Here is a 25,587-nt window from a genome sequence, read left to right as displayed (position 1 = left end):
AAATCCCTTCCTCAAAATATAAGTAAAACCTATAGTTTTGCAATAAAACCGTAAACTTCTGACACAACCCCATAAATCGCAAGCACAATACAAAATCAATCACAAGCCACAAAACTTCTAAAACTAGCAGAAAACTAGCACGTGTCAGCGCATAAATACAATTCTATAAGATTTCACAGATAAGAAGCAACGAACTCGGATTATTCTCCAAAACTCAAGCAAAGTAAAGAGTTAATTTCTAAAACAAGCTCTCAATAAAACTATGCAACTTGGAAGTCTGCTTCCAAGTTGGGTACAAACTTACGAAAGTTGGAAGACAGCCAGCGGAAGTTTGTAAGCATAATTAATGATATTTACGTTACATTGTATAGAATTATTGTATACTTATATGAGAGATATAAGAAAAAGTACAAAATTCACCATAGACATAGGAGTCAAAATGACTACAGCAACAACAGACATGGTAAACGTAAACTTTCGCGCAAAGAAAGAAGACAAACTCAACGCAGAACGAGTTTGCAAAGAACTCGGAATCTCTATGAGCGCCGCGCTGAACGTGTTTATTAAAACGATTGGTCGCGAAAAGAGAATACCGTTAGATTTTTCGCTAGACCCATTTTACTCGCCGTCAAATCAGGCATATTTGAAATCGCAGATTGACGGCGTTAAAAATGGCACTATCAAGCTCGAAGAGCACAATCTAAGCAACCGCCACGACGATAAATAGAAAATCAGCCAATCAACTCAACTTGCTTGCTGCGAAAGAAGCAGTTTGCAAGCTTCGCGCACAACATCCCCGATCTTCACACCCTGCTTATCAGCAGAAGCTTTTAGAGCATCAGCATCTTCAGCAGATATACGAAAAGTTATAGGCAACATAGCTTCTTTGTAAAGAGGCGGTCTACCAAGCGGCTTTTTAATACGCAAATTACCAGCTTTGCCATGATAGATACCTTTTTCAGCATCACTTTCCCATTTATCAAGCATTTCATCAGTGACATCAACGCCACCTTCACCACGAAAATTAGCCATAATCACTCTTACTCTCAATACTTTCGTATACGAAATGCTGTCACATATTATTTAGACTTATCAACTATTTACTAACAACATATTTTTTACCCACATGCTTAGCGCTGTCGAGGTTTGCCTCACGACGACGACGGCGAACCGCAGCCAAAATCATGGTGGCAAGAATCATCGCACAGCCAATAAGCGCGAGCACGAACATCGTCATCCAAAGCGACCACTGCAACTTGTCTCCTGGCGACGAAACCGGATCCGGTAGCACGCGATACCCAGTAACCAGCAGCCTCTGCGTATTCACACCATACGGCGTGCACGTGAGCAGCGTCGCCAAATCGCGCCCCTTCTCACGCTGAAGCAACCTAATATCATGCGGATCGACCACGCTAATGCGGAACACCTTGTAACGCAGCGTCTCCCCTTGCACGTCAAAGTAGAAGTAATCGCCTTTCTTCAGTTCCACTAAATCATCAAACATAGTCGCATTTGGCAAACCCGTATGCGCTGTCACAACAGCGTGACGAGTTTTGCCCCCAACCGGCAAATCCGTGCCATACAAGTGACCAGCTCCATACGCCAAAACCTCCTGCGAACTACCGTGATAAATCGGCAACTTAACACCAATCTTCGGGATCTTTACAATGCCCATAATGCCCATCGGCCCATCCAACTGCTTCGCGTAATCCTTATACTCCGGCGTTTTCATATAATCCGTTGTGCCATCATAAGGATCAGACGTAATAATCGACTTGTGGCGCGCATTATAACGACGAGCCGCACGCAAAATCTTCTCGCGAGCGCTCGCAGTCTGCTTACGACTCAGGCGATCGTAGGCTACAGAAACTTCCTTCGATACCTTGTTATTCCACAACGTTGACGCAACCGGGTACGTGAAGCACAAAATTGCGGCAAGTGCGAGGGCGATTGGCTCGAGAGTGCGGCGAAGTTTGGATTTTGGTTTTTTCGTTGGTTTTGGTGCGGATTTTGGTGCGGTTGCTGAGTCTTGGGTTGATGAGGCTTGGGTTGATTCGGTTGCGGGTTTTGCTGCTGATTTTGCTTTGTTCTGCTTGAAGAAAGCATATACTTTTGTAACAGCTTCGTTTAATTTCATGCTTCCTCCTTGTGGGATAATTAGGCTTAGATTGCTTTTACTTTTTTGTTTTAGTTTATTCGCGATTTTGTTTTGCGAGATTCTTGCGTATCGTCTATGAGTTTTGTAACTGATTTAGTTTTTGGTTTTTACGAGGCTGGAAAATTTGTGTTTGCGCACGTCCCGTCCTTCACTCCGCACTCATATGAAGCATTTTTACTGTAGTAAAACCTTGTTTATGTTGTGTTGCGTTCGCTCAGTCCTCTTTTAGTGCTGAACACAATTTTTCCAGCCTCTCAACACACTAAACACAACACAAAACTCATAGACTCGTGCAGAAAGTTACGAAAGTGCGTGGTTTACTCAGTGCAACTAAGCTTCGGGTGAGTTAGTGGTTGAGAGTAGGTTTGGCGTGGTGTGTGCGGCAGCATGAATGCTAGTGTTCTCTAAGCAATAAATACTCAACGTCAGCAGAGCAATAATGCTAAAGCTCACTCATCAACAAGTACTCAACGTTAGCAAAGCACGACTGCAAAGCTACAAAACCAGCGTTAGCAAAGCACTGGTACAAAGCTTCCGAATGTTTTGGGAGATTACGATTATAAAAGCAAGTGAGTCTAGGATTTAGTTCAGTAAACCCTAGACTCACACTTTGCTATTAGACTACAAGACCAGCTTCAGAAAGCGAATCAAGCGTTCTGCTGCTGTTCTTCTTCCTTGCGATTGCGCACGTACAGAATCACGCTCGCAACAATAAGAACCATGCCCACGACAGCGAAAATCAGCACGCCATAAGCACCGGTTGCAGGAAGATTGAACCAGAAGCTCTTACCATCTTCGCCACCCTTAAGTGGGAAGTCCTCAAACGGCTCAGTCGTAGTCTTATCTTTCTCAACAGTCACAGCATGAACTACAGGAGAAAGCGCATAACCCGTAGGAGCTTTAACCTCAACAAGATAAACCGGCTCACCAGCGCGAGTCTTGTACGGAGTTGTAAACTTACCTTCAGCGTTTGTTGTAGCAGTATGTACGTCAGTAGCAGCAGCGCCAGCTGGTTGGGAAGCACCAGCATTTGCAGTAGCATCACTAATAGTTGACGCAGCCCTGCAAGCTTTAATCTGGTTTACTTTCTTGGTAAGATCCGCAAGTCCTTTAGCGCAAGCATTTGCCTTTTTCTCATCAGCAAAAATCCTGAACTCAGCACCCGAAAGATTTTCTTGCTTGCCGTCCTTCATGTAGTACTTATGGACATCAAGGAAACCGAAGTCAATAGTCGCTTTAGAATGCTCATTATCAGGAATGATTGGCGGCAAGTCACTCTCATTACTCTCATGAGCCTGGAAGAAGCCGGACTTGTTTACAATCTCATCCTTCTTCTTATCATCCTCAGACATTGGCTTAGATTCGGTTGGAGCAGTGCCAGTCTGGTAATCAGGATTAATCTCAAACTCGAGATCAACCGTAACCTTAGGTGCTTCTTGACCTTCAGTAACGTTATTCAAGGCAGTAGCAATCTTATCTAAGCCAGCATCAGTAAACGTCACAAGAATACGAGTGTGACCAGTAGCAAGATCCTTACCTTCAGGTTTAGAACTATCAGTCACTAAAGTGACGTTGTAATCCTTAGCGTCAGTAGCAGAAGTACCCTTTTCAAGAGTCGTTGTACCAATCTTCACAGTCTTCACAGCATCAGCAAGAGTTGGATCAGTTGTTTCGCCAGCAGCCTTTTTCACTGTCAAGGCAGCAGTTGGAGCATCATCGAAGACCTTATAACCCTGAAGATTAGCAGCAGTCAACTTACCCTCTTTAGGCTTAGCTTTGTTCACTTCCGCAGTGATCGTAAAAGGCACTTTATCCTTAACGCTAGCGAACTTAGTCTTATCGTAAACCTTCTGAATAGTAGCCGAGAGATCCTTATTCTTCGGCTTCACAGTAGGATTATAGTTGTAAGACACAGTCGTCTTGGCATCCTTGCCCGTGGTAGTAGTGTACTCTGGCAAAGGAAGCGTCATATAGAAGGATTGCAAATCAGAAACACCATAGCCCTTAGGCGCGCTAGTTTCCTCAACTTTGTACAAGCCAAGAGCAAGAGGAGAACTCTTAGTACCAAACTTGGCTATACCCTTATCGCTAGTGGTCTTCGGATCAATGGTGTTAGTAGTATCAAACTTGACTTCTGCATCATCACCACTGTCTTTAATAGTGTGATCATTCAACTTAGTAACAAGTTTCGCAATCTTCTGCCAAGACTCAAACTTGTTAAGATCCAAAGTAACGTCTTTATCGCCTTCCTTAGCAGAAACGACCTTAGTCAATTTGAAAGTAGCATTTTCAAGCGGCTTAAAACCAGTAGGGCAAGAAACCGATTGTACCTGAGGAACATGCTTCCCACCACCTCTAGTAGAAGTAGCAGAAGTAGTAGAAGAAGGAGTAGAAGGAGTTTTAGCGTCCTTATCCTTCACGCACTTGAGAATGGTTATAGTGCCATTCTGTGGAGCACCAGTCTCCCACGGAGCCGGAGCAGGTCTATCCGGTGGTCCCTGTAACTGATTAGGACTACCCCACGCAACGCCAGCCATTGTTACAGCGCCGGCGACGCACAGCGTGCCAGCCATCGCAAGCGACGCCACCGCCGCCACGAATTTATTAGTGAACTTTTTCATGTTCACTCCTTTCATTGCTTTTTACAGCAAGTAGAAAATTGATTTGCATTTATCATGCTCATACGAGTAAAGTTTCAAAATTTTTGGCATTTACCTTGTGTTATCACGCTCCCAAATCCCGAAAGATTGCGCAATAAAACAATACGCAATAAAACAATGCGCGAAACAGGAAGGCTTTATGCGCAAATGCGTACGCAGTCGCCTTATGCGCAGCACCGCAAGTAAATGCATATACAACTGCTTTATACGTGATTGCATAAGCCTCGCCACCTTCCCAAAATTAATTTGCGACCGCGCTCACTTTGACTTACCACGAAGCCAGCCGCCAACAGATTCACCAATAGCGCTGCAAGAATACCCAGCTGCAAATTCCAACTCTGACCACCCGTGTGCGGCAAAGTGAAATTACTCGCCAATTGAATATTGAGCGTAAAAGCAGCAAAATCCTTATGTTCCTTAAAAGCCGTAGGAGTAGCAGAAGTTAGCGCAGAGCTTATCAACGTAGGCGTTAAGCTGCCAGATTGAGCGGCTTTGCTTATTGCATCATCAAACTTAGTAAGCGCTTCAGGCTTCAACGCATACACAACGCACTGGTAATCGCCAACCTCAGTCGGCTTTATGCTCGGCTTTATGCTCGGCTTTATGCTCACTTCCTTATCAGTTCGCGCAGCCACATTCGTCTTAGGATCAGCCGACGCGCAAGTCTTATCGCCTTCTTTATTAGAGTGGCACGTATTTTGATTATTATCCGCAGGCACACTCAGCCCAAGTTCGGCAAGATTACTACTCCAAGTCTTGTATTCAAGATTCTCCGCAGCTTGCGACGAACCAGAAGGCTGCTCACTTTGCGAGCCAGATTGCGCACTGCTAGACGAACCATCGACAGCAGTAGCGCCATTTGAGTCACCGACAGCAGAGCCGCCACCTCCGGCATCAGCAGCAGCCTTCTTCTCGCCCTTCGAGCACAGCACGCGCAACGTAATCTTCTTCGTGCTATCCGCCGCAGAAGTAGCATCAATAAACGGCTTAAGCTCCATACCGAGCATCGCAGAAATATCGTTATTCTTGTCAGACAACGCAGTCGGCAACGAACCATCGCCGTTTTTAAACGGATACACTTTCAGCGTAAGATCATTATCACCAATTTTTGGCGGCTCCGGCTCTGGAGGCTTATTCGACTTCACCTCAATCGTAACTGACTTATAATCCCAGTCAACGCCTTGCTTAATAGACGCTTTATTAGCCCACTTATCTTCAACAATGTTTCCCTCAAACAGGGATTGCTTACCTGCCGGAGTTGCTGCTCTAGCATCAAACTCTTTTACTAGCTTAGAAGATTTCGGCTCTTTACCGCCGTCTGATTTTCCCTCTAATTCAACATCTTTTTTAATAGCAAACACTTTGCACTCAAAAGTTCCAGCCTTTGTAGGCGTACCAGTAATCCAACTTTGAGAGCGTTCAGTATAATCATCATTCTCATACAAAGCAGAATCCTCTGCACCAAAATCAGGGCGCTTTTCATTTACCATATGCTTGAACTGAGTCTGATTATCTGCAGAAGGATCATCTTTTTTATCTTTAAGACTCAACCCATTAAAACTATCTACCGTGTAATTATTGGCACCATCATTGCAAATCATGTGATGGTAAAGCTCACCTCGCTTATCTTTCGATTGCGAGTCAATAAAAAGCTTATTAATAGAATCGTAAACGTCTTTTTTATCATTACTGTCAGTAGTACTTCCGCCAGCACCTTGACTATCAGAATTTGGTTTTATAGTAATTTTATTACCACTTACCGCAACATCATCCTGCTTATTCACAAAATCGTATAAACTCAGCGATAAATCACCAGATTGAGGATTAGGCAAATCCTTTGTAGCAAGTTTTACTTTAATTATCTTAAATTGTGTTTTAGAAACACCTTTATAATGTATTACAACTTTAAACTTATAGTATGCAGCTTTCAGCCATTTGCTTGGGAAAAAGCGTATAGAACCATCGCTATTAGATACATTTCTCGTAGATTTAGCAGTGTAGTTATCATTCTTATCATTCTCGCCCTTGAAAAAAGCATACTTTACATAATCAGTACTACCGTACGCCTTCAACTCAAGCCACACGTCCTTAGGTAATGTCGTCTGATTATTACCAGCAACTTCTATTGTTGGGTTAAAAATCTGAGGAACCTTAGTATAAGGCCTGTCATTATCGCCTTTAATGTCTACTATATTTTTATTACCATACGTAATACTGTAGCATTTTTCAGGAGTATTATACTTTTTATTACCCTTGCACTCGTCCGGAAGCTGAGGATCTTCATTCGCATCTCTGTCAGTGCCTTTAACAGCATCCGCAGAAGCAGCTTTCTTTTGGGCATCTTTAGCGTTTTTCTTTACATCAGAATCAGCCTTAGCCTTATCAACACCATTGTTACCAGCAGTCTTCGGCTGCTTTTCAACAGGCTTCAATTCCTTATTATTATTCTTCTTTAAAGCATCAGAAGAGCCAGTATTTTTCTTATCAGATTCAGCATTATTAGATTCACTCTGCTCGGACTGCTGCTTCTGCTCACCCTCAGTCTTAGTAGAACCAGACTTAGCACCCTCAGCCTTCTCAGCAGGAACAGTAGTATTAGCAGCAGCGCTTACACCAGCATTCTCGCCAGCGCTCAACGCATAAGCAGGAGCAATCACAAAAGTAGCAAGCAACGTTGCAGATGCTACAAATAACGAAAGTAACGCTCGACTCGTGCACGAACCGCACGCTTTTTGAGACGAATTTTTAGATGATTTTACGAACGAGCTTTTGGATACATTTTTAGACGCGTTTTTGGACGCGTTTAAGCGTAAAGCGGCGCAAGAAGCCTCTTTAGATGCTCTTGCAACGCTAGAGTCACGGCGGTGAGCAGCGAAATCGAAAATCGCGCGCACACGCCTTAAAAATATATTAGATTCCGGAGCAGTCATAACATACTCTCCTTATATCGTCATAATCAATCTTAATATTTCAAGGCCTCAGAATTAACGAAACCCAACGGCTCCAATTAACAACCAGGCGGAATCTGACCCCTTTCGTAATGTACAGCTGAGAGTATACCCCCCCCCATGGCTCAATTCAAGTCAAAGTAATTATTTTGAAAATATTTATTATGCATATTGATAAAAGCCGTAAGATTGCAAGAAAATCTATCATTTTACGGCGTGTCGCGGTAAATAACCCTCAACAAAACTGCCAAAACTGAAGTACGAATAACGCAGATTACAAACACAGCAATTTCAATCAAATAAACAAAAACCGGAGTGCGAATCACGCACCCCGGTTTATAAAAGCTATAAAAGTTATAAAAGCTACAAAGCTTAGGCTTTCAGCTCAAACAATCGGCTCCACTTGGTTGAATCCAAGCTCCACAGGAGTTTCACGACCAAAGATGGAAACCAACACAGTAAGCTTTTGAGTTGTAGGCTCCACATCGGAAACCACAGCAGCCATCGTAGAGAATGGTCCATCGGTAACTGTTACCTGATCGCCAACCTTGTAAGCAACTTCAACAGTGCGCTTACGTGCAGCAGCAGGCTTATCACCAGCATTCCTCAAAGCTTCAGAAGCAATCATAGGAGCCATCATTGCCACAACTTCTTTGCGAGTCAATGGTGCCGGTTCCCTAGAAGGACCAACAAAACCAGTCACACCCTCAGTTTCGCGAACAATGCGGCGAGCATTCTCGTCAGGCCACATGCGAATCAGCACATAGCCAGGCACACGAACGCGGGTAATAATCTTCTTACCCTTCTCCGTATGCTTTTCGACTTCTTCCATAGGAACTTCAATCTGGAAAATTTTATCTTCCAAACCAAAGCTCTGCACGCGAGATTCAACGTTAGTTTTTACGCGCTTTTCGTAGCCGGAATATGTGTGAAGCACATACCACTTGCCTTCCAACGTGCGCAGTTTCTTAGAAAATTCAGCTACAGCAATTGCACCAGCATCAGTTGGATCAGCCTCTTGAGATGTTGCATCATCAGCATCTTGAGCACCGGCATCTTGAGCACCGGCTTCGTCGGCTACAGCATCGGCAGTTGTCACACCAGTTGCAGCATCAGCAACACCAGCGACCGCTGCATCAGCATCTGAATCATCTTCAGCTGCAGGAGTTGCAACAGCTTCAGCATCCACCGTGGTGGCATCAAGCGCATCGATGGCAGCGTAAGCAGCAGCATCACTAGCGTCAGCATCAACGTCTGCAGCCACAGCAGCGGCTTGATTTACAGACGCTTCATCTGCTTCTTCGAGATTGAACTCATCAGTCATACTGTAAACACCTTCAAAATTTCAACTCAGCCGAACAACCACATAACGAACTTGCCTAAACCAAAGTCCATGCAGGTAACGAAAGCCATTAAAAATACAACAAATACGAACACTGCAAATGACCAGGCAAACAACTCTTTACCGTGAGGTGCAATAACCTTACGCGTCTCATCAATAGTTTGGTTGATGAACATGCCAATACGCATGAACAAATTCGGCGTTACTGCTTTCTTACTGCTGTGTGCCTGTGCCATGCCTAATCCTTCGTGTAAAAAATATGAACTAAAAAAAAACTGGCAGGGACGGCGGGACTCGAACCCACAACCTACGGTTTTGGAGACCGTTGCGCTACCAATTGCGCCACATCCCTAAGGGGAACTTGCCTATCATACCCCAGATGGGGCGACATAGCAAAACCGCCAGATAGATATGTTATCTCATGGGCATGATTTCGCTACATCTCCACGCATTAGCGAGTGTCGCGCAGTTACGCTTCAACCCACTGCTTCATGCGACGCATGCCCTCAGCAAGCTGGTCGTCACCTAACGCACAAGAGAAACGCAAATATCCAGGAGCGCCAAAAGCCTCACCAGGAACCGCAGCAACATGCGCTTCATCGAGCAGCATTTCAGCAAATCGTGCAGAAGTATGCGGCACCTCGCGATGCTCGCCAAGCGGACGCTCAAGCAACGCTTCAACGTGAGCAAACGCATAAAAAGCGCCGTGAGGAAGCGGGCAGGTAACGCCGTCAATATTGTTCAACGCCGCCACAATGGCTTTGCGTCGAGCGTCAAACGCCTCACGCATAGTGGCAACCACGTCCAGAGATCCGCCAACTGCAGCAATCGCAGCACGTTGCGAAATATTAGAAACGTTAGAAGTCATGTGACTCTGCAGCTTTACAGCAGCCTTAGCAACGTCAGCAGGCGCCACCATCCAGCCAACGCGCCAGCCAGGCATAGCGTAAGTCTTGGCAACGCCGTTCAAAATCAATAGCTGATTGCGCACCTCCGGAACTTCGACGCCAATATACGAAGTCGAAATACCGTCGTAATGCAAATGCTCGTAAATTTCGTCAGAAAGCACCCAAATATGGTGTTTTACAGCCCACTCGCCGATTGCGCGAATAGTTTGTGCGCTCCAAATAGCTCCGGTAGGATTCGACGGCGAAGTTACAATGATTGCGCGCGTGCGTGGAGTGCGAGCGGCCTCAATCGCCTCAATATCTGGCTCAAAACCGCAGTCTGCACCTGCCAAGACCGGCACAGGCACGCCGCCTGCAAGCTTTACAGCCTCCGGATAGCTTGTCCAATAAGGCGCTGGAATAATAACTTCATCGCCATCATGTAAAAGAATTTGGCAAGCTTCGTACACAGCTTGCTTTCCGCCGTTTGTTACTACGACTTGATTTGGGGAAACTTCGTAACCGGAATCGCGCTTTACCTTGCGCGCAATAGCTTCTCTAAGTTCCGGAAGACCGGCAGTTGCGGTATAGCGGTAGTTGCGTGGGTCTTTGCAAGCGGCAGCTGCAGCTTCGACAATATAAGAAGGAGTAGGAAAATCTGGCTCTCCTGCGCCGAAACTTACTACGTCAATGCCGGCAGCTTTCATAGCTTTTGCCTTGCCATCTACTGCCAAAGTTGCGCTCGGAGCGACTCGGTTAATACGCTCACTTAATACGCGCCAATTTTCTTGTGCGGAAGTATCTACCATATTCTCTGCCATGATTTCTAGTGTAACCTTAAGCCGCGAAACGACAAATCTGCCGGAAAATTCCCCACGTTTGGAGCGCTAAACCAGACCAAACCCTCCAAACACGAGAAAAGTTCCCCACGTTTGGAGCGAAAATCACGACACAACCCTCCAAACACGAGAAAAGTTGCGCACGTTTGGAGCTGCAGCTAACTACACAAGCACAAGATTGTCGCGGTGCACCACCGGATGCGCATACTGACGACCGAGTGATTCTTCAAGCTCATCGCTCGTACGCCCCATAATCTCAGGAATTTCTTCCGCGTCGAAAGCAACCAAACCCTTAGCCAAGTGGTTACCTTGCTCATCGTCAATCCACACAGGATCCGTCGCCGAAAACTCGCCGCTAACACGCACAATACCGGCCGCAAGCAAACTCGCGCGACCTCCGCGAACCGCCTTTGCAGCACCATCATCAACCACCAAAGCACCGTGCGGATGCGAAGCAAAACCAATCCACAGTCGCCTTGAAGAATCGCGCGTATGCACCGGCGCAAACACAGTGCCAACAGCATCTCCAGCCAGTGCCGGGCCAGCACTTCCAGCGCAAGTTAGCACAGTTGGAATTCCAGAAACTGCAGCAACATGCGCAGCTTCCATCTTCGTCACCATACCCCCAGTACCTATGCCAGAAACACTTGCCCCAACTTTCACTTCTTCTAGCGCACGCGTCACATCCGGCACAAAACTCACACGCTTAGCACCCGGCTCGCTCGGCGGCGCAGTATAAAGGGAATCCACATCCGTAAGCAGCACAAGCGCTTCCGCGCGCACAATATTCGCCACAAGAGCTGCAAGACGATCGTTGTCACCAAATCGAATTTCGTTGCTAGAAAGCGCGTCGTTTTCGTTTACGATTGGAATTACGCCAAGTTCCAGCAATCGCAGCATCGTGCGTTGCGCGTTTCGGTAGCGTGACGGCGAAATAGTAACGTCCGCCGTAAGAAGCATTTGCCCTACGCGGAAGCCAAATTGTGCAAAAGCTGCCTCGTATTGAGCCATAAGCAATCCTTGACCAACTGAAGCCGTTGCCTGCTGAGTTGGCACATCTTTAGGACGTTCGCCGAAGCCGAGCAAACCAAATCCAGCTGCAATTGCACCAGAAGACACAAGCACAATGCGAGCACCTTGCATTTGCGCATGACTTATTGCAGTCACAAGAGCGCGCAACTTTTGCACATCCAGCTGCCCGGACGAATTCGTAAGCGAACTTGAACCTACTTTCACTACGATTGTGCGCGCTTCACGAATTGAACGCCGAACCCCTTCTTCGGTAAGCTCAATTGCTGGATTATTCATATATGGTTCCTTTTTATTATCGATATTTTTGACGCGACTTTTAGGCGTAATTTGCGGACACAACTTGCGGACACAACTTGCAGTCAAAACTTACGGACGTAATGTTGAGTGCAATATAGCTAGTTTTTCTGCTCTTCGCCTCGCCCGAACAAGCTATTTTCGTCATGACGATCGTCATCTACGGAAGGATCCGCCCAGTGGCCAGACTTTCGTTCAGCCATCATTGCGTCTCGAACTGCGCTCTTTGCATCCATCATGCTGTGATAATCTCGTCTACGCTCAGCATTCGTGCGCCTTGCTCCGCGAGGATCGTTCGCTTCGAGTCGCAAATCCTTGCCACGAGCACCCAAGTTAGCGCCGTCCAATCCTTCTGCGCCGGCAGCAATACTTGGATCCCAGTCGAAGCAAACCATATGATTCCCAGTGCCAATACGAATTTCGTCTCCTGGACGCGCACCCTTCTTGCGCAACTCATCTTCAACGCCAAGCTTTGCCAAGCGATCCGCCAAATAGCCGACGGCTTCGTCATTGTCGAAATTCGTTTGCACAACCCAGCGCTCAGGTTTCGTGCCAGTAACAGTGAACCAAAAATCACCATTCCTGTCTTCTTCGCGCTTAATCTCAAAATCGGCACTACTACCGCGACCATCATCGCGACGACGACGCAAAGCTGAAGTCTGCTGCTCAAGCGGCTGAATAACAACACGCTCTTCCTCACGCGCTGCTTCCTCAGCAGCGAGCTTCTCACGCATTTTTTCAACCAATCGCCCAAGAGCAAAACCAAGCTCTTTCAATCCTTCGTGAGACGCGGTAGAAATTTCAAATACAGTCAATCCCATCGCCTCAAATTCGCCGCGCACGAAATCAGCCAATTCTTTAGCTTCTGGCACGTCGATTTTATTCAGCACAATAATGCGCGGACGCTCCGGAATTGGAATTGCACCCAGCGGAAGCTCAAGTTTATCTGCGTATTGCGCAAGTTCGTGCTCTAGAGCGTGGTAGTCACTCACAGGGTCGCGGTTTGGCTCCAGCGTTGCGCAATCGATTACGTGCGCAATAATTTCCGTACGCTCAATATGACGCAAAAACTCAAGACCTAAGCCTTTTCCTTCGGAAGCTCCCGGAATCAAACCTGGCACGTCCGCAATTGTGTAGCGATAGTTTCCAAAACTTACTACGCCAAGATTTGGTACCAAAGTAGTAAAAGGATAGTCTGCAATCTTTGGTTTAGCTGCGCTCATTGAGGCGACTAAGCTTGATTTTCCTGCCGATGGGAAGCCAACTAGAGCTACGTCTGCAATAGATTTAAGTTCCAAAATTACGTCGCGCTCTTCGCCAGGCTCGCCTAAAAGCGCGAATCCTGGCGCGCGTCGAGTTTTGTTGGCAAGCGCTGCGTTACCAAGACCGCCGGCACCGCCTTGAGCTACAACGAACTTGTCTCCAACGTGCTGCAAATCCGCCAAAACTTCGCCCGGCCGCTTTTGAGAGCCTGCAGCACCGCGCGCTGTAAAAACAACAGTTCCAACGGGCACAGGAAGCACTAAATCCGCACCTTTTGAGCCGTCTTTAGTGTCACCTAAGCCCATCGTACCGCTTTCTGCAGTGCGGTGAGGCATGAAGCGGTAATCCAGTAAGCTGTTGGCGTTACGGTCAGCTACAAAAATAACGGAGCCACCGTCGCCGCCGTTGCCACCGTTAGGACCTGCCAACGGCTTGTATTTTTCGCGACGCACGCCGGCAGAACCGTTGCCGCCGTCGCCGCCCTTCACGTGCACTGTTACGCGATCTACAAAATCACTCATACTGCTACCTTACTCGAAGCTAAACACTTAAATTCGCGGGATCATGCGCGCATTTGCGCGACGACCTGCTTGAGCGCAGCATAGCGCGCGCTAAAGCAATTCGGAGCGGAAACTCGCTCAGGTTGGAAGTCCAGTGGACTTCCAACGCGAGTTTCGTAAGCGAGCGCGTTACCCGCGCGAGCGTCACACCACACAGACACGCTCCAAACTCGCGGAAACAAATCAAGAACAAAAAAGCCGCACCGAATTGGGTGCGGCTTAAACGCTTTACCGTCAACTTACTGCTGACGCGTCGTCAACTTACTGTCGACTTATTACCGAAGCGGCTCAGGTTTAACTTATGACTCAGGCAGTCACCACGTCAACAACCTTGCGGTCGCGACGAATGCCGAACTTCACATTGCCATCCACCAAAGCGTACAGCGTGTGATCCTTGCCCAAAGCCACGTTCTGACCTGCGTGGAACTTAGTACCGCGCTGACGAACGATAATGTTGCCAGCTACTACAGCTTCACCGCCGAACTTCTTCACACCAAGATATTGCGCTTGCGAGTCGCGACCGTTGCGCGAGCTAGACGCACCCTTCTTATGTGCCATCTCACTGTCCTTTCAGGTTTATAACACCGTCAATCAGGCGATGGCCGTGATCTTGACGAGAGTCAACTTCTGACGGTGACCCTTGCGACGAGCCACGCCAGTCTTGTTCTTAAACTTCATAATGCTAATCTTTGGACCCTTGGCTTCGTCGTTTAAAACTTCTGCCTTCACCGTAATCTTAGCAAGATCCTTGGCGCTTAAGGTCACCTTAGCACCGTCAACAACGAGCGCGACCGGGAATTCCACGGTATCGCCCTTCTTTGCATCGAGACGGTTCACGAGAATGGCGTCGCCAACCTCAACCTTCTCTTGATGGCCACCGGCCTTCACAATCGCGTACATAATTCGTTCCTTAGCTCAATTGAAAGCTTACTTTTGCCTTGCACGCAGCGAAACGCACGCGGCAAGACACCGACTATCAAAATTACACCCACCCATGTACTAACGTCAAGCGCTAGCCACATAAGGCGATGCAGACAATATTCACTATTGTACTCAAGCCATATACTTCATTACTTATAAAGCAGTTTCAGTATTGTTTTCTGCTGAAGTTTCCATGCGATTTTCTACAGCTTCTTCAGTAGATTCTTCAGTAGTAGTTTCTTCTTCAGTAGATTCAGCAGTAGATTCTTCACTAGATTCTATTACTTCCGAAGATTCTTCCGCAGTAGCAGTCACTTCAGTAGATTCAACAACCTTAGCCTCAGTACCCTCAGCCTCCACAGCAGCCTCCACAGCAGCTCCAGCAGTTTCAGTAACCTCAGCAAATTCAGTAGACTCCGCAACAGCCTTAACCTCAGTAGACTCTGCAGATGTCTCCTCAGCCTCCGCAGCAGTTCCGTCAGTTTCCACTACATTAAGATTCTCAAGTCCAGTATCGCTCACTTCTTCATCAGCACGATGAGCAGCATCAGTAATCACAGATGCGGCAGCAATACGTGCCAACTTAGCGCGCACGTCGGCACTTGAAGTTTGCTGCTTCACAGGCGCAGGCTGTTCCGTTGCGCTTCCATGACCATATTTATTGGTTTTAACGAACGGATCGCCGCCCTTCAGTGCGTAAGGATCAGCATACTCAGAAGAAACAGTCGGCTCATCATGCAAAATAAAGCCTCGCCCCTTGCAAGTAGGACATTCCTCAGAGAACGCCTCCACCAAGCCTTGACCAACACGCTTACGCGTCATCTGCACAAGACCCAAAGAAGTAACCTCGGCAACTTGATGTTTCGTACGATCGCGCGACAAACACTCCAAAAGCCTACGAAGTACTAAATCACGATTAGCTGGCATAACCATGTCAACATAATCAATCATGACCATGCCGCCAATATCACGCAAGCGCAGCTGTCGCGCAATCTCCTCAGAAGCTTCCAAGTTACAACGCGTTACCGTCTCTTCCAAAGACTTACCGCGTCCAATAAACCTACCAGTATTCACATCGATTGTTGTCATAGCTTCCGTACGATCAATCACAATCGAACCACCTGCAGGCAAATACACTTGTCGCTCCATGCCCTTACGCAGCTGACTATCAATCTGCCACTTATCGAACACATCCTTGCCTTCATGATCAGCAGGATCCCAATATTCAACCTTGCTACGCAAATCTGGAGCCATCATCTCAAGATATTCATCGATGCGATGATGCACACCTTCACCCTCAACAATAAGCTTCTGGAAGTCATCGTTGAAGATATCGCGAACCACACGAATTGCCACATCAGGCTCACCTTGTAGCAATTTCGGACGCTTACCATGCAAATATTCTTGGCGCTTTGCTTCAATACGATTCCACTGTTTAATCAGTGACTCAAGATCCTTCTGTATTGCCTCTTCGCTTGCGCCTTCAGCAGCAGTACGAATAATAATACCCATGTCGTTTGGCGCAATTTTGGCAACAATAGCGCGCAAACGCGAGCGCTCTCGATCTGACAGCTTACGACTTACGCCTGTCATACCCCCGGATGGTACCAATACGAGGAAACGACCAGCAAGCGTTACTTGAGAAGTTAAACGCGCACCTTTATGGCCAATAGGATCCTTCGTAACTTGCACCAGTACAGGATCACCAGACTTAAATGCCAACTCAATTCTGCGAGGCTGACCTTCCAAACGTGTCATATCCCAGTTAACTTCACCAGCATATAGCACGCCGTTACGAGCCTGACCAATATCAACAAACGCGGCTTCCATACTTGGGAGCACATTCTGAATGCGACCAAGATAAATATTGCCAACAGTTGCGACTTCCTGAATATCGGAAACGTAATGCTCCACAAGAACATTGTCCTCAATAACTGAAATCTGTGTATGGCGATCACGCTCACGCACTACCATAAGCCGATCAACGTTTTCACGACGCGCAAGGAAATCTTGTTCCATTAACAAGTTTTGACGACTGCGCTCACGACGGTTATCTCGGCGGCGCTGACGCTTCGCTTCAAGTCGCGTCGATCCTTCAATATCCGTAATTTCGTCAATATACTGTTGCTTGCGGGAGCGACGGGGAGCATCTTCGTCAACGCTATTGCGTGAATCGTCTGATAAAGACGAGGAAGACGACGCAGAAGACGATGCAGAAGACGAGTCATCGGAAGATTTCGAGCGACGACGACGGCGACGACGCGTATACAACGTTTCTTCTTCATCCTGCGCACGAAGTTCATCTGGATCAGGAATTAAATCACGATCTTCTTGAGAAACTGCTTCAAAATCTTCGCGGTTTATTCGAGAATCGATATCTTCATCAATATCGCGAGAATTGTAGCGAGAATCGCGATCTGTGTTGCGATCTGTATCACTATCTGCATTGCGATCCGCGCTACGATCGGCACCACGATCTGTATTACGATCCGCATTGCGATTGGCGCGAGAAGATCGACGGCGACGGCGACGGCGAGATATTATTCCTTCATCATCACCATTATGGTAATTGTCGCTGTTGTCATCATTATTGTCACCATTAACGCCACTATCGCCATCACTCTTGTTGTCACTATCAGGAACGTTACGCGACGCAGTGATATTTCTTGAACGAGTTCGCAATTCATAATCTCGCGAATCATCACGCGAATCATCAGCCACATCATCATCCAAAGTGTCACGATCAAAATCATCACGAGATGCAAAGTTACGGCGATGCACACGACGATTACCGCCTGCGTCTACGATATCGCTAACATCAAGCGTTTCATCAATACGCGTATCGATTGGAGCGTACACAATATCGTCATAAGCAAGATCTTCTTCAATTTGCTCAACTTCAGCAGCCGCACGCCGCTCAACTGCATTTAGACGACGAGAACGGCGAGAACGCTGACTTTTACGAGGCTGCTCATCGCGATTTTGATACCAGTCAATATCGTGAGTAGTATTCCCAGCGTTACGAGCATTACGAGCATTCCCAGCGTTTACATCATTTGTAGCATTACCCGCATTTTCAGTATTTTCAGTATTTTCAGCATAAGTAATTTCCTTATTACCGCCATTACCGCCATTACTATTGGCACTGCGATTATTACTGTTCTTTTTGCTGTTAGTGTTAGTGTTACTGTCACTATTGCCGTTATTGCCGTTACTATTATTTTTTTCATTTGCTAAGCGACGATTTGGGCGCTCAAATACATCATCCTCACGATTCCTGCCATTGCGGCGACGGCGAGATTCGCGAATATTTTGGCGCGCATCGTCACGCGCATCGTCACGGGAATCATAACGTGCATCGTCGCGAATATTTCGCTCATCAAACTCATCATCGAAAACAGAATTACGCTTATCTTTTCGATTCAGATTCTTCTGTTGCATACGTGATACAGCACGGTTAGTTTCACGCGTTGTTTCACGGCTTGCATCGTACTTATCGTCGTACTTATCAGAATACTTATCAGCGTACTTATCAGAATACTTCTCAGCGTACTTATCAGCGTACTTACCCCTGTAATTGTCAGTGTACGCATCTTCGTACTCATCCCCATAAGTATCGCCGCGATAATTATCGGCATAACGATCGTCACGAAAATCGCCGCGTCTTTCAACACGCAACCTACGATTACTGCGCTCATTGCGATCATTACGATCATTACGATTACTGCGATCATTACGATCATTGCGGCTAGTAGCGCGATCCTCATTACGACCATCACTATAATTACGAGATTTGTTGCGAGAATCACCACTTGATTCGTCACTTATATTGTTGCGAGAATCTTCCCCATTTTCATCATGCTTTTCGGCGCGTACAGGAAGTACCGGTTCCTGAAACAACACAGGAGCAATTGAGCGAACTTGAACCGTATGAGGCTCAGCATTCTTTAATCCAGTATCTTCTACTTTCAATTCCATTGCCTCTCCAGCAGCTCCCGCACCACGTGTTACGCGACGACCACGACGACGAACTACACTAGAAGATGATTGTGCAGTATTCACAGATTGTGCAGTGTTCACAACACTGTTGGTTGCAGAAACAGTAGTTTGATCAGTTGCAGTTTTATCAGTAGATGCTACGTCACTTACACTCGTAATACTATTTATAGATTTTGATGCATTTTTAGACATAGTTGTACTATCTTCAGCTTCAGATTCGTTGAAGCTTTTCTTCATTATTCTGGGCACTATGCTCCTCACAAGACGCTGCATCGCCTCGTATTCCTTGGCTTTAAGATGAACACGCACGTACGCGAGCCACCCCAAGGCTCTCCGTAAAGTCTAGCTGCACAATGGCGGACACCAGCCTCGGAATACACTCACGAGGGGATCGACGCCATCAATCGCCTGGCGGCTTGCAGTGCCACCGTCCTCTAGTATGCCATATTGCCGGGTCAAATATCGAATGTAGTAAATATTCAGTTTCAAACGTACTGTTCCTTGCAGTCAAGTAAGCAAATGCTTGCAGTCAAGTAAGCAAAAGCAAAAACATACAGCACAACACACAAAGCGTACCGATAAAGCCCTCAAAACGAGCATTAGCACACCACAGGCACGTCACCACATCATCTCAACATATCTATTACATAACTCACTTGTTACATAACTCACTCTTGTGCAAAAAGTTGCATAGCACTCCTATAGTTGCAACATAGGTTAGCAAGTAATTTGTGCGTTACCAGTTACCGAGTAAGTTACCAGTTAGTGAGTAGATTATCGGTTACGAAGTGAATCACCAATTACGAAAGTTATGAAGCTATTTACCAAGTTAGTGAGTAGTCGCCTAATAAGGAGGCACGAAATGGGCTTAATCAGCGCTATGCAAGGCTTTTGCGTAATCGGCATTGTGATTCTTGCCGGCTACATTACCGCGCGCCTTCGCATTGGCGGCTCTCAGGCTCAAATGGTGCTCAATCGTGTAAGTTTCTTCGTTTCCAGCCCGTGCTTAATGTTCGCAATTCTTTCTAAAGAGCCTATTTTTGAGATTTTTCATTCTTCAATTTTTGTTGCGTTCTTTTCTGCGATGATTGTCGGACTTGCGTTCGTATTGTTGAACCGCCTGTTTTTCCATCTTCCTGCAGCCGACTGCACAATTGGCGCGCTCAATTCGCTTTATTTAAATTCAAATAATATTGGCTTGCCGGTTGCCACTTATATTTTGGGAAATCCTGCGCTTGTAGCTCCGATTTTGGTTATGCAACAGGCTGTTTTTACGCCTGTTGGTTTGACGGTTCTTGACATTACAACCACCGGCAAATGTTCACTAAAACGTATTGCTCAGCAACCTTTAAAGCAACCGCTTTTAATTGGATCTCTCGGCGGAATTGTGATTTCTGCAATTTCAGCTAAAGTTGGATATTCTCCTGTGCCGAATTTTTTGTACGATCCTATTAAAATGATTGGCGATTCCGCGGTTCCTATGATTTTGATGGCTTTCGGCATGTCACTTTACGGAAGTAGACCACTGCAAAAAGATTCTAATCGCGCTGCCATTGCCACGGTTGCTGTGCTAAAAAATCTGATTATGCCAATTATTGCGTTTGTGCTAGCTTACTTTATGATGGGCTTTCGTGGGGCGACTTTATACGCTTGCGTTGTGCTTGCTGCGCTCCCGACGGGTCAGAACGTTTACAATTATGCTGCTAGATACAACGTTGGCTTAAGTTTCGCTCGCGATGGCATACTGTTTTCTACCGTAACTAGCCCAATCTGCATAGCCGTAATCGCTGCTATTTTAGGGTAATTGCGCGCTTGCTTTGACCGCGCTTGGAGCGCCGCACAACCCCAAACCCTCCAAATGCGAGATAAGTTCCCCGTAAATGGAGCGCTACACGGCCTCAAACCCTCCAAATGCGAGATGATTCTCTCAAGTTTGGAGCGCTACGCTCAAGCAGGTCGTCGCGTAGCAAGCCCATCAAGGCGCGCTCGGAAAGACGGCCAATCCGTTCGCATTGCCGTAAGCAGCTTTAGCTTCGGCACGTCGTCAATCGGCACCCACTTAATTTCCATACTCTCGTCGTCGTGCGCGCAAGGCTCAACCCTATGCCCCGGCTTTTCAAACGCAAAAACCGTTGTGTAGCGCCAGTTTCCGTGATCTTCACGGTAAGCCCCAACAACCTCAATATCTTCCGAAGTAATATTCGCTTCTTCAAAAGACTCGCGCAATGCTCCCTCAATTGCGCTTTCGCCGTCGGAAATCGCGCCGCCCGGAATACCCCAAGTACCACCTTCCGCACTCCAAAGCGCGCGATGCTGCATCACAACGTGCGTCACGCGACCAGTTTCGGCATCTCGTCTAGCAAGCAGCACGCCAGCAGCACCGTTATGACCCCAGTGTCTGCGACCACAATTGCAATGTACCCAGCCGTCTCCCGGCTGATGCACATTTTCTTTAGGCACTTCAGTGGAAGTCGGATCGTTCTTCGCACCAACTTCTTCCAAAGTATTCTTATTCCACAAATCCGGCCACGCGTACCCAAGCTCGGCAACCATATTGCGAAGCAGCGGCAAGCTGATTCCAAGAACGCCGTGAGGATCTCCCTGAATTCCCTCAATAAAAGCTCCGCCAAAACCTTCTAGCGTAAAGGATCCCGCAACTTCCAGCGGTTCGCCAGTTTCTACGTACGCGCGAATTTCAGCGTCGCTCATTTGCGCAAAAGTTACGCTTGCGTGACTTGTTTTGCACACGAATTTGCCGGTTTTTGCGTCGATTAAGCAGTGACCAGTCCACAATTGCCCTGTTTTCCCACTCATATTCTTGATTCGTTCAAAAGCAATTTCAGGCGTATGCGGCTTTCCGTAGCACTCACCATCAAGCAGGAACATGGAATCGCAGCCAACAATCAGCACACTGTTGCAATCGTTAGAAGATTTATTGAGATGCGCAAAATCGTGAATATCGAAAGTCTTGGTAGGCACAGTTACGCCTGAAAAGTCGCGGGTTTGCGCCGTATCTACATTATGCGTTACGTCTGCTTGAGAGTCGCTTGCTAAAGCGTTACTAGCAGATTCAGAAGATTCAGAAGATTCAGGCTCAGCTTCCAGCGGATACCCCACAACCAAATCGCCACTAGCTGAAGCAGCCGCATCTGCCACACGCTTCCATGACTCATATACAGCCTTAGCCTTCGCGCACGCCAAAATCGAAACGCGTTGCTCAGCGCTCAACTCTTCAACGTTTGTTCCGCGCTCACTAGCCGCATAGCGCAAAGCCGCCGGCTCATCCACTTCACTTACATGAATTACCGGAATCACACCAGCCGCCGCCAAAACCGCTCTACGCGAAGGAGACTGCGAGGCCAAAATCAACGAAACTGTCATACCTTACTCTTCCTTTTTACAACTTCACACAGCCTATTTTCTGGTTACTGTAATACCGCCTGTAGCTGGCATTGCTCATTATGCATCTGAGCGTCTCTCAAAATCAAAGATTGTAAATACTTGCTTTTATTTGGCATGCCATCTCTTTTAGCAGCGCGAGAAATATATTCACTCCAAGATTTAGGTACACGAAAACGCTCTTGAACACTACTTTCGCGCCTTTCTTTCGAATTTGGTCTTCCTGGTCCAGATAAGGATGCAAATATTTCAGTTGCATCAGAATCTTCAGAAAGTAAAGTTTGCATAATTACCGAAGCATCCTTGCCTGAAAATTGAGCTACAGGAGGATTATTTGGAGCAGACACATTTTCATCAGCTAAATTCTCATAAATATCCATGCAAATCACCTCATTTGCCCCATCTTTTCCAATATTTAAACCATTTATCAGTCAGATGCTCTACGTGAAACACCAAAAAATCTTTACCTTGAGGTCTTGCAAGCACTTCAATTAAATCATCCTTCCACGCACCTGGATGCCTTAAACATATGACTAGTGCAACGAATGTTCCGTTTGAACTAGGCGGATTTGACACATCATTAGGATTAACTAAAGCAAACCATATAGGTTCAGCCATAGCTTTTCGTATCTCTTCCTCATTTAGATGATCTTCATCAAAATGTTTGTATGCAGATTTGGGATCAAATCTAATAACCATTAACTAATTGTACCACAATTTATTGACTTGCTACTTCATTACAACTTCGCACAGCCTATTCGCGAGTTATTGCCACGCCTGCAGAATCAACCGACACGTGAAGCACCCGCCAGCCATCGCGCGAAAGCCACGGCTCTGCAATTTTGTCGATTTGTGCGTTTGCGAGCGCACTGTTTCCTGCATAAAATACAGCAACGCACGATCCTGCTCCCGAAATCGCGGCCGCAAAACCATGCTCGCGCAACGTTTCCACTAGCTTCCACGAATCTTTCATAAGACTTGCGCGATACGTTTGATGAAGCGCATCTTGAGTTGCAGCAAAAAGTAGCGCATTCCGCGAAATATCAGATTTTACTGTCTCTGATTTATCTTCAGAATCGCCATTTAACTCACCAAACGCAACCGGAAGCATTGCAGCTCGCGATACGTTAAATATTGCGTCACCATACGGCACTTTTGCTGGAAGTGCGCGCCTAGCAAGCTCCGTAGAAAGCTCAAAATCAGGAACGAATACCGACACAGAAATATCTCGCGAAACTTTGTATCGCACAGTATGAAAACCGGTAGAAAGTGGAACTTCGCAATCTCCAGCCACGCGCACGGAACCTTTGCCTTCCCCAGCATCAAGCTTCCAGCTCATCGTCAAACCACCAAAAACTGCAGGAGCAACATTGTCTGGATGACCTTCAATTGCAGCAGCAATTTCAAAGATTGCTTCGTGATTAAGCTCACCTTCATGCGCAAAAGCCCAAGCAGCCGCCACTCCTGCGACAATTGCCTCCGCAGACGATCCCATACCGCGAGCTTGCGGAATCCGATTATGCGCTTCTAACGTAAATCGTAAGTTTGGCAGACCAAATATTTTGCAGGCTTTACGAAATGTTGATACAACTAAATGCGTTTCATCTTTTGGAAGCGTATCCTCGCCTTCGCCGTGAATAATTACGCGCACGTTTCCCGCATAATCAAGCGAATCAAGCGAATCAAGCGAATCAAGCGAATTTTTAGAATGATTATCATCCAAAGTAAAAACTAAAGAATCCGCATAATCAAGTGCTATGCCAGCAGTATCGAAGCCAGAACCAAGATTTGCGCTAGTTGCCGGCACGCGCACAGAAACACTATTACATACTGGTTTCATACAATCACCTTCTCGCTTAATTATCTGATTATTACGCTGATTATTACGCTACTCGATTCCCCGCCAGTTTTTCTACTTGATAACGCGCAAAACCAGCGGCTTTCCACACACTACATCCAGCTTTTGTAAATCAGCAATAACCTCATGCAAATCCGCTTCAGAAGAGGCTTTTGCTAGCATGCGCATATCTCCCTGCCCACCAATTCCACATGCTGGACAATCACCATCACCTTCATATTGTGCTTCGCACGATGAAGATAAACGCTCAACCTGAACGCCGTGAGATGCAAACACATCCATTACTTCTTCACACAATGCTAACGAAGTATCTTCCATGTTGCATCGCACCACAAAATCTGCACGAGCCTGTTCGTCAGAAGCTGGCACATACTTGTTGTACATTGGCACGCCAAAACCTGCACATCCGCGCACAAGATTTCGCGCCGCACTCACAACATCTCCCACAACAGCGCTGGCTGTTGGAGCACCGCCAGCACCACGACCATAGAACATTAAGTCGTCTGCAGCCTGCGCTTTCACAAACACAGCATTAAAACTGCCATGTACAGACGCCAAAGGATGCTCCGCTCCAACAAGCGCCGGATACACGCTAACACTTACGCCGTTTTCGTCATGTCGTTCAACAGCTGCAAGTAGCTTAATTACACGCTTTTCCGCGCTCGCCGCCGCAATATCCGCAGCAGTAATAGCAGTAATTCCTTCAACTGAAACGTCGTCAATACTTACCGGCATTTGAAATGCGAGCGTCGCAAGAATAGCAGCTTTATTTGCAGCGTCGAAACCTTCAACGTCTCCAGTTGGATCCGCCTCAGCATAACCTTTTTCTTGAGCTGCACGCAAAGCAGTATCAAAATCAAGTCCGCGCACCGTCATTTCGTCAAGAATATAGTTAGTAGTGCCGTTTACTATGCCAAAAATTTGCGTAATTTCGTCACCAATAAGCGACTCTCGAAGCGGACGCAAAATAGGGATTGCACCGGCTACAGCAGCCTCAAAATACAGGTCAACACCGTGACTTTCTGCGCACTTATACAATTCTGGACCAAATTTTGCAAGCAACGCTTTATTGGCAGTCACAACAGATTTGCCGTGCTCAAGTGCAGTTTTTACGAAAGTATGAGCCGGTTCAAGCCCACCAATAAGCTCAATTACAATATCCACATCCTCACGAGCACACAACGCTGCCGTATCTGTAGTAAGCAAATCGCGAGCAATCCAAGGAGCGTCAACTTCTTCCGGGCGTAAGCATGCAACTCCCACAAGCTCAACAACAGCACCTGTTCGAGCAGCAAGCTCATCGCGCTGTTCGACTATGAGTCGCGCTGTTTGTGAACCAACAGTTCCAGCACCCAACAGTCCCACACGAATAGTCTTATGAGTTAACTGATCGCTTTGCATAGCTTTCGCCTCCCTACGTTGATTTA

The 25,587-nt window shown here is 46.7% G+C and carries 19 protein-coding genes and 1 tRNA gene; 2 read left to right on the top strand and 18 right to left on the bottom strand.

The window, feature by feature from the left end:
* Nucleotides 1–439 precede the first annotated feature (439 nt).
* Nucleotides 440–727 (top strand): type II toxin-antitoxin system RelB/DinJ family antitoxin, encoded by a 288-nt coding sequence (locus HXT28_RS00170; protein WP_422113432.1) that lies wholly within the window; start codon nucleotides 440–442, stop codon nucleotides 725–727.
* Nucleotides 728–744: 17 nt separating this feature from the next.
* Here HXT28_RS00170 and HXT28_RS00165 read toward each other — a convergent pair whose 3' ends face one another.
* From HXT28_RS00165 to HXT28_RS00105, 13 genes are all read right to left on the bottom strand, one after another.
* Nucleotides 745–1,032 carry a hypothetical protein gene (locus tag HXT28_RS00165; RefSeq protein ID WP_016636835.1) on the bottom strand — a complete coding sequence of 96 codons (288 nt, stop codon included), beginning with the start codon at nucleotides 1,030–1,032 and terminating at the stop codon, nucleotides 745–747.
* A gap of 64 nt (nucleotides 1,033–1,096) precedes the next feature.
* Nucleotides 1,097–2,137, bottom strand: a complete 1,041-nt coding sequence (locus HXT28_RS00160) for a class C sortase (RefSeq protein WP_422113431.1) — start codon at nucleotides 2,135–2,137, stop codon at nucleotides 1,097–1,099.
* A 668-nt stretch (nucleotides 2,138–2,805) separates the two neighbouring features.
* On the bottom strand, nucleotides 2,806–4,779 hold the full coding sequence (locus HXT28_RS00155) for a SpaH/EbpB family LPXTG-anchored major pilin (RefSeq protein ID WP_422113430.1): 1,974 nt from the start codon (nucleotides 4,777–4,779) through the stop codon (nucleotides 2,806–2,808).
* A gap of 242 nt (nucleotides 4,780–5,021) precedes the next feature.
* Nucleotides 5,022–7,748: a hypothetical protein gene (locus HXT28_RS00150; RefSeq protein ID WP_422113429.1), complete on the bottom strand. Its 2,727-nt coding sequence runs from the start codon at nucleotides 7,746–7,748 to the stop codon at nucleotides 5,022–5,024.
* 403 nt (nucleotides 7,749–8,151) lie between these two features.
* Nucleotides 8,152–9,090, bottom strand: coding sequence for a transcription termination/antitermination protein NusG (gene nusG / locus HXT28_RS00145; protein WP_016636841.1), 939 nt, complete (start codon nucleotides 9,088–9,090; stop codon nucleotides 8,152–8,154).
* A gap of 26 nt (nucleotides 9,091–9,116) precedes the next feature.
* Complete coding sequence (secE, locus tag HXT28_RS00140; protein WP_016636842.1) at nucleotides 9,117–9,344, bottom strand: preprotein translocase subunit SecE; 228 nt, start codon at nucleotides 9,342–9,344, stop codon at nucleotides 9,117–9,119.
* 40 nt (nucleotides 9,345–9,384) lie between these two features.
* Nucleotides 9,385–9,460 (bottom strand) — tRNA-Trp (locus HXT28_RS00135).
* A gap of 117 nt (nucleotides 9,461–9,577) precedes the next feature.
* Nucleotides 9,578–10,816, bottom strand: a complete 1,239-nt coding sequence (locus HXT28_RS00130; protein WP_422113428.1) for a pyridoxal phosphate-dependent aminotransferase — start codon at nucleotides 10,814–10,816, stop codon at nucleotides 9,578–9,580.
* A gap of 180 nt (nucleotides 10,817–10,996) precedes the next feature.
* Nucleotides 10,997–12,142 carry a glutamate 5-kinase gene (proB, locus tag HXT28_RS00125; RefSeq protein ID WP_422113427.1) on the bottom strand — a complete coding sequence of 382 codons (1,146 nt, stop codon included), beginning with the start codon at nucleotides 12,140–12,142 and terminating at the stop codon, nucleotides 10,997–10,999.
* A gap of 119 nt (nucleotides 12,143–12,261) precedes the next feature.
* A complete protein-coding gene (gene obgE / locus HXT28_RS00120; RefSeq protein WP_422113426.1) occupies nucleotides 12,262–13,944 on the bottom strand; it encodes a GTPase ObgE in 1,683 nt (560 codons plus the stop codon).
* Between the two features lie 345 nt (nucleotides 13,945–14,289).
* The gene (gene rpmA, locus HXT28_RS00115) at nucleotides 14,290–14,541 is read right to left on the bottom strand and encodes a 50S ribosomal protein L27 (RefSeq protein ID WP_004106248.1); all 252 of its coding nucleotides are present in this window, start codon (nucleotides 14,539–14,541) and stop codon (nucleotides 14,290–14,292) included.
* 33 nt (nucleotides 14,542–14,574) lie between these two features.
* Nucleotides 14,575–14,883, bottom strand: coding sequence for a 50S ribosomal protein L21 (gene rplU, locus HXT28_RS00110; RefSeq protein WP_004129104.1), 309 nt, complete (start codon nucleotides 14,881–14,883; stop codon nucleotides 14,575–14,577).
* 174 nt (nucleotides 14,884–15,057) lie between these two features.
* On the bottom strand, nucleotides 15,058–19,230 hold the full coding sequence (locus HXT28_RS00105; protein ID WP_422113425.1) for an Rne/Rng family ribonuclease: 4,173 nt from the start codon (nucleotides 19,228–19,230) through the stop codon (nucleotides 15,058–15,060).
* Between the two features lie 535 nt (nucleotides 19,231–19,765).
* Between HXT28_RS00105 and HXT28_RS00100 the strand changes: the two genes are divergently transcribed.
* The gene (locus HXT28_RS00100; protein WP_422113424.1) at nucleotides 19,766–20,707 is read left to right on the top strand and encodes an AEC family transporter; all 942 of its coding nucleotides are present in this window, start codon (nucleotides 19,766–19,768) and stop codon (nucleotides 20,705–20,707) included.
* A gap of 143 nt (nucleotides 20,708–20,850) precedes the next feature.
* Here the strand turns inward: HXT28_RS00100 and HXT28_RS00095 are convergent, their stop codons facing one another.
* The 5 genes from HXT28_RS00095 to HXT28_RS00075 form a co-directional block, all read right to left on the bottom strand.
* A complete protein-coding gene (locus tag HXT28_RS00095) occupies nucleotides 20,851–22,284 on the bottom strand; it encodes a Maf family nucleotide pyrophosphatase (RefSeq protein ID WP_422113423.1) in 1,434 nt (477 codons plus the stop codon).
* A gap of 44 nt (nucleotides 22,285–22,328) precedes the next feature.
* The gene (locus tag HXT28_RS00090) at nucleotides 22,329–22,682 is read right to left on the bottom strand and encodes a hypothetical protein (protein ID WP_004135602.1); all 354 of its coding nucleotides are present in this window, start codon (nucleotides 22,680–22,682) and stop codon (nucleotides 22,329–22,331) included.
* Between the two features lie 10 nt (nucleotides 22,683–22,692).
* Nucleotides 22,693–23,001 (bottom strand): hypothetical protein, encoded by a 309-nt coding sequence (locus HXT28_RS00085; RefSeq protein WP_016636827.1) that lies wholly within the window; start codon nucleotides 22,999–23,001, stop codon nucleotides 22,693–22,695.
* Between the two features lie 55 nt (nucleotides 23,002–23,056).
* Nucleotides 23,057–24,142, bottom strand: a complete 1,086-nt coding sequence (gene thrB, locus HXT28_RS00080; RefSeq protein WP_064347708.1) for a homoserine kinase — start codon at nucleotides 24,140–24,142, stop codon at nucleotides 23,057–23,059.
* Between the two features lie 72 nt (nucleotides 24,143–24,214).
* The gene (locus HXT28_RS00075) at nucleotides 24,215–25,561 is read right to left on the bottom strand and encodes a homoserine dehydrogenase (RefSeq protein WP_064347706.1); all 1,347 of its coding nucleotides are present in this window, start codon (nucleotides 25,559–25,561) and stop codon (nucleotides 24,215–24,217) included.
* Nucleotides 25,562–25,587: the final 26 nt, after the last annotated feature.

Source organism: Gardnerella washingtoni (assembly GCF_049262705.1).
Taxonomy (GTDB): Bacteria; Actinomycetota; Actinomycetes; order Actinomycetales; family Bifidobacteriaceae; genus Bifidobacterium; species Bifidobacterium vaginale_D.
This window is presented reverse-complemented; position numbering and strand designations above follow the sequence as displayed.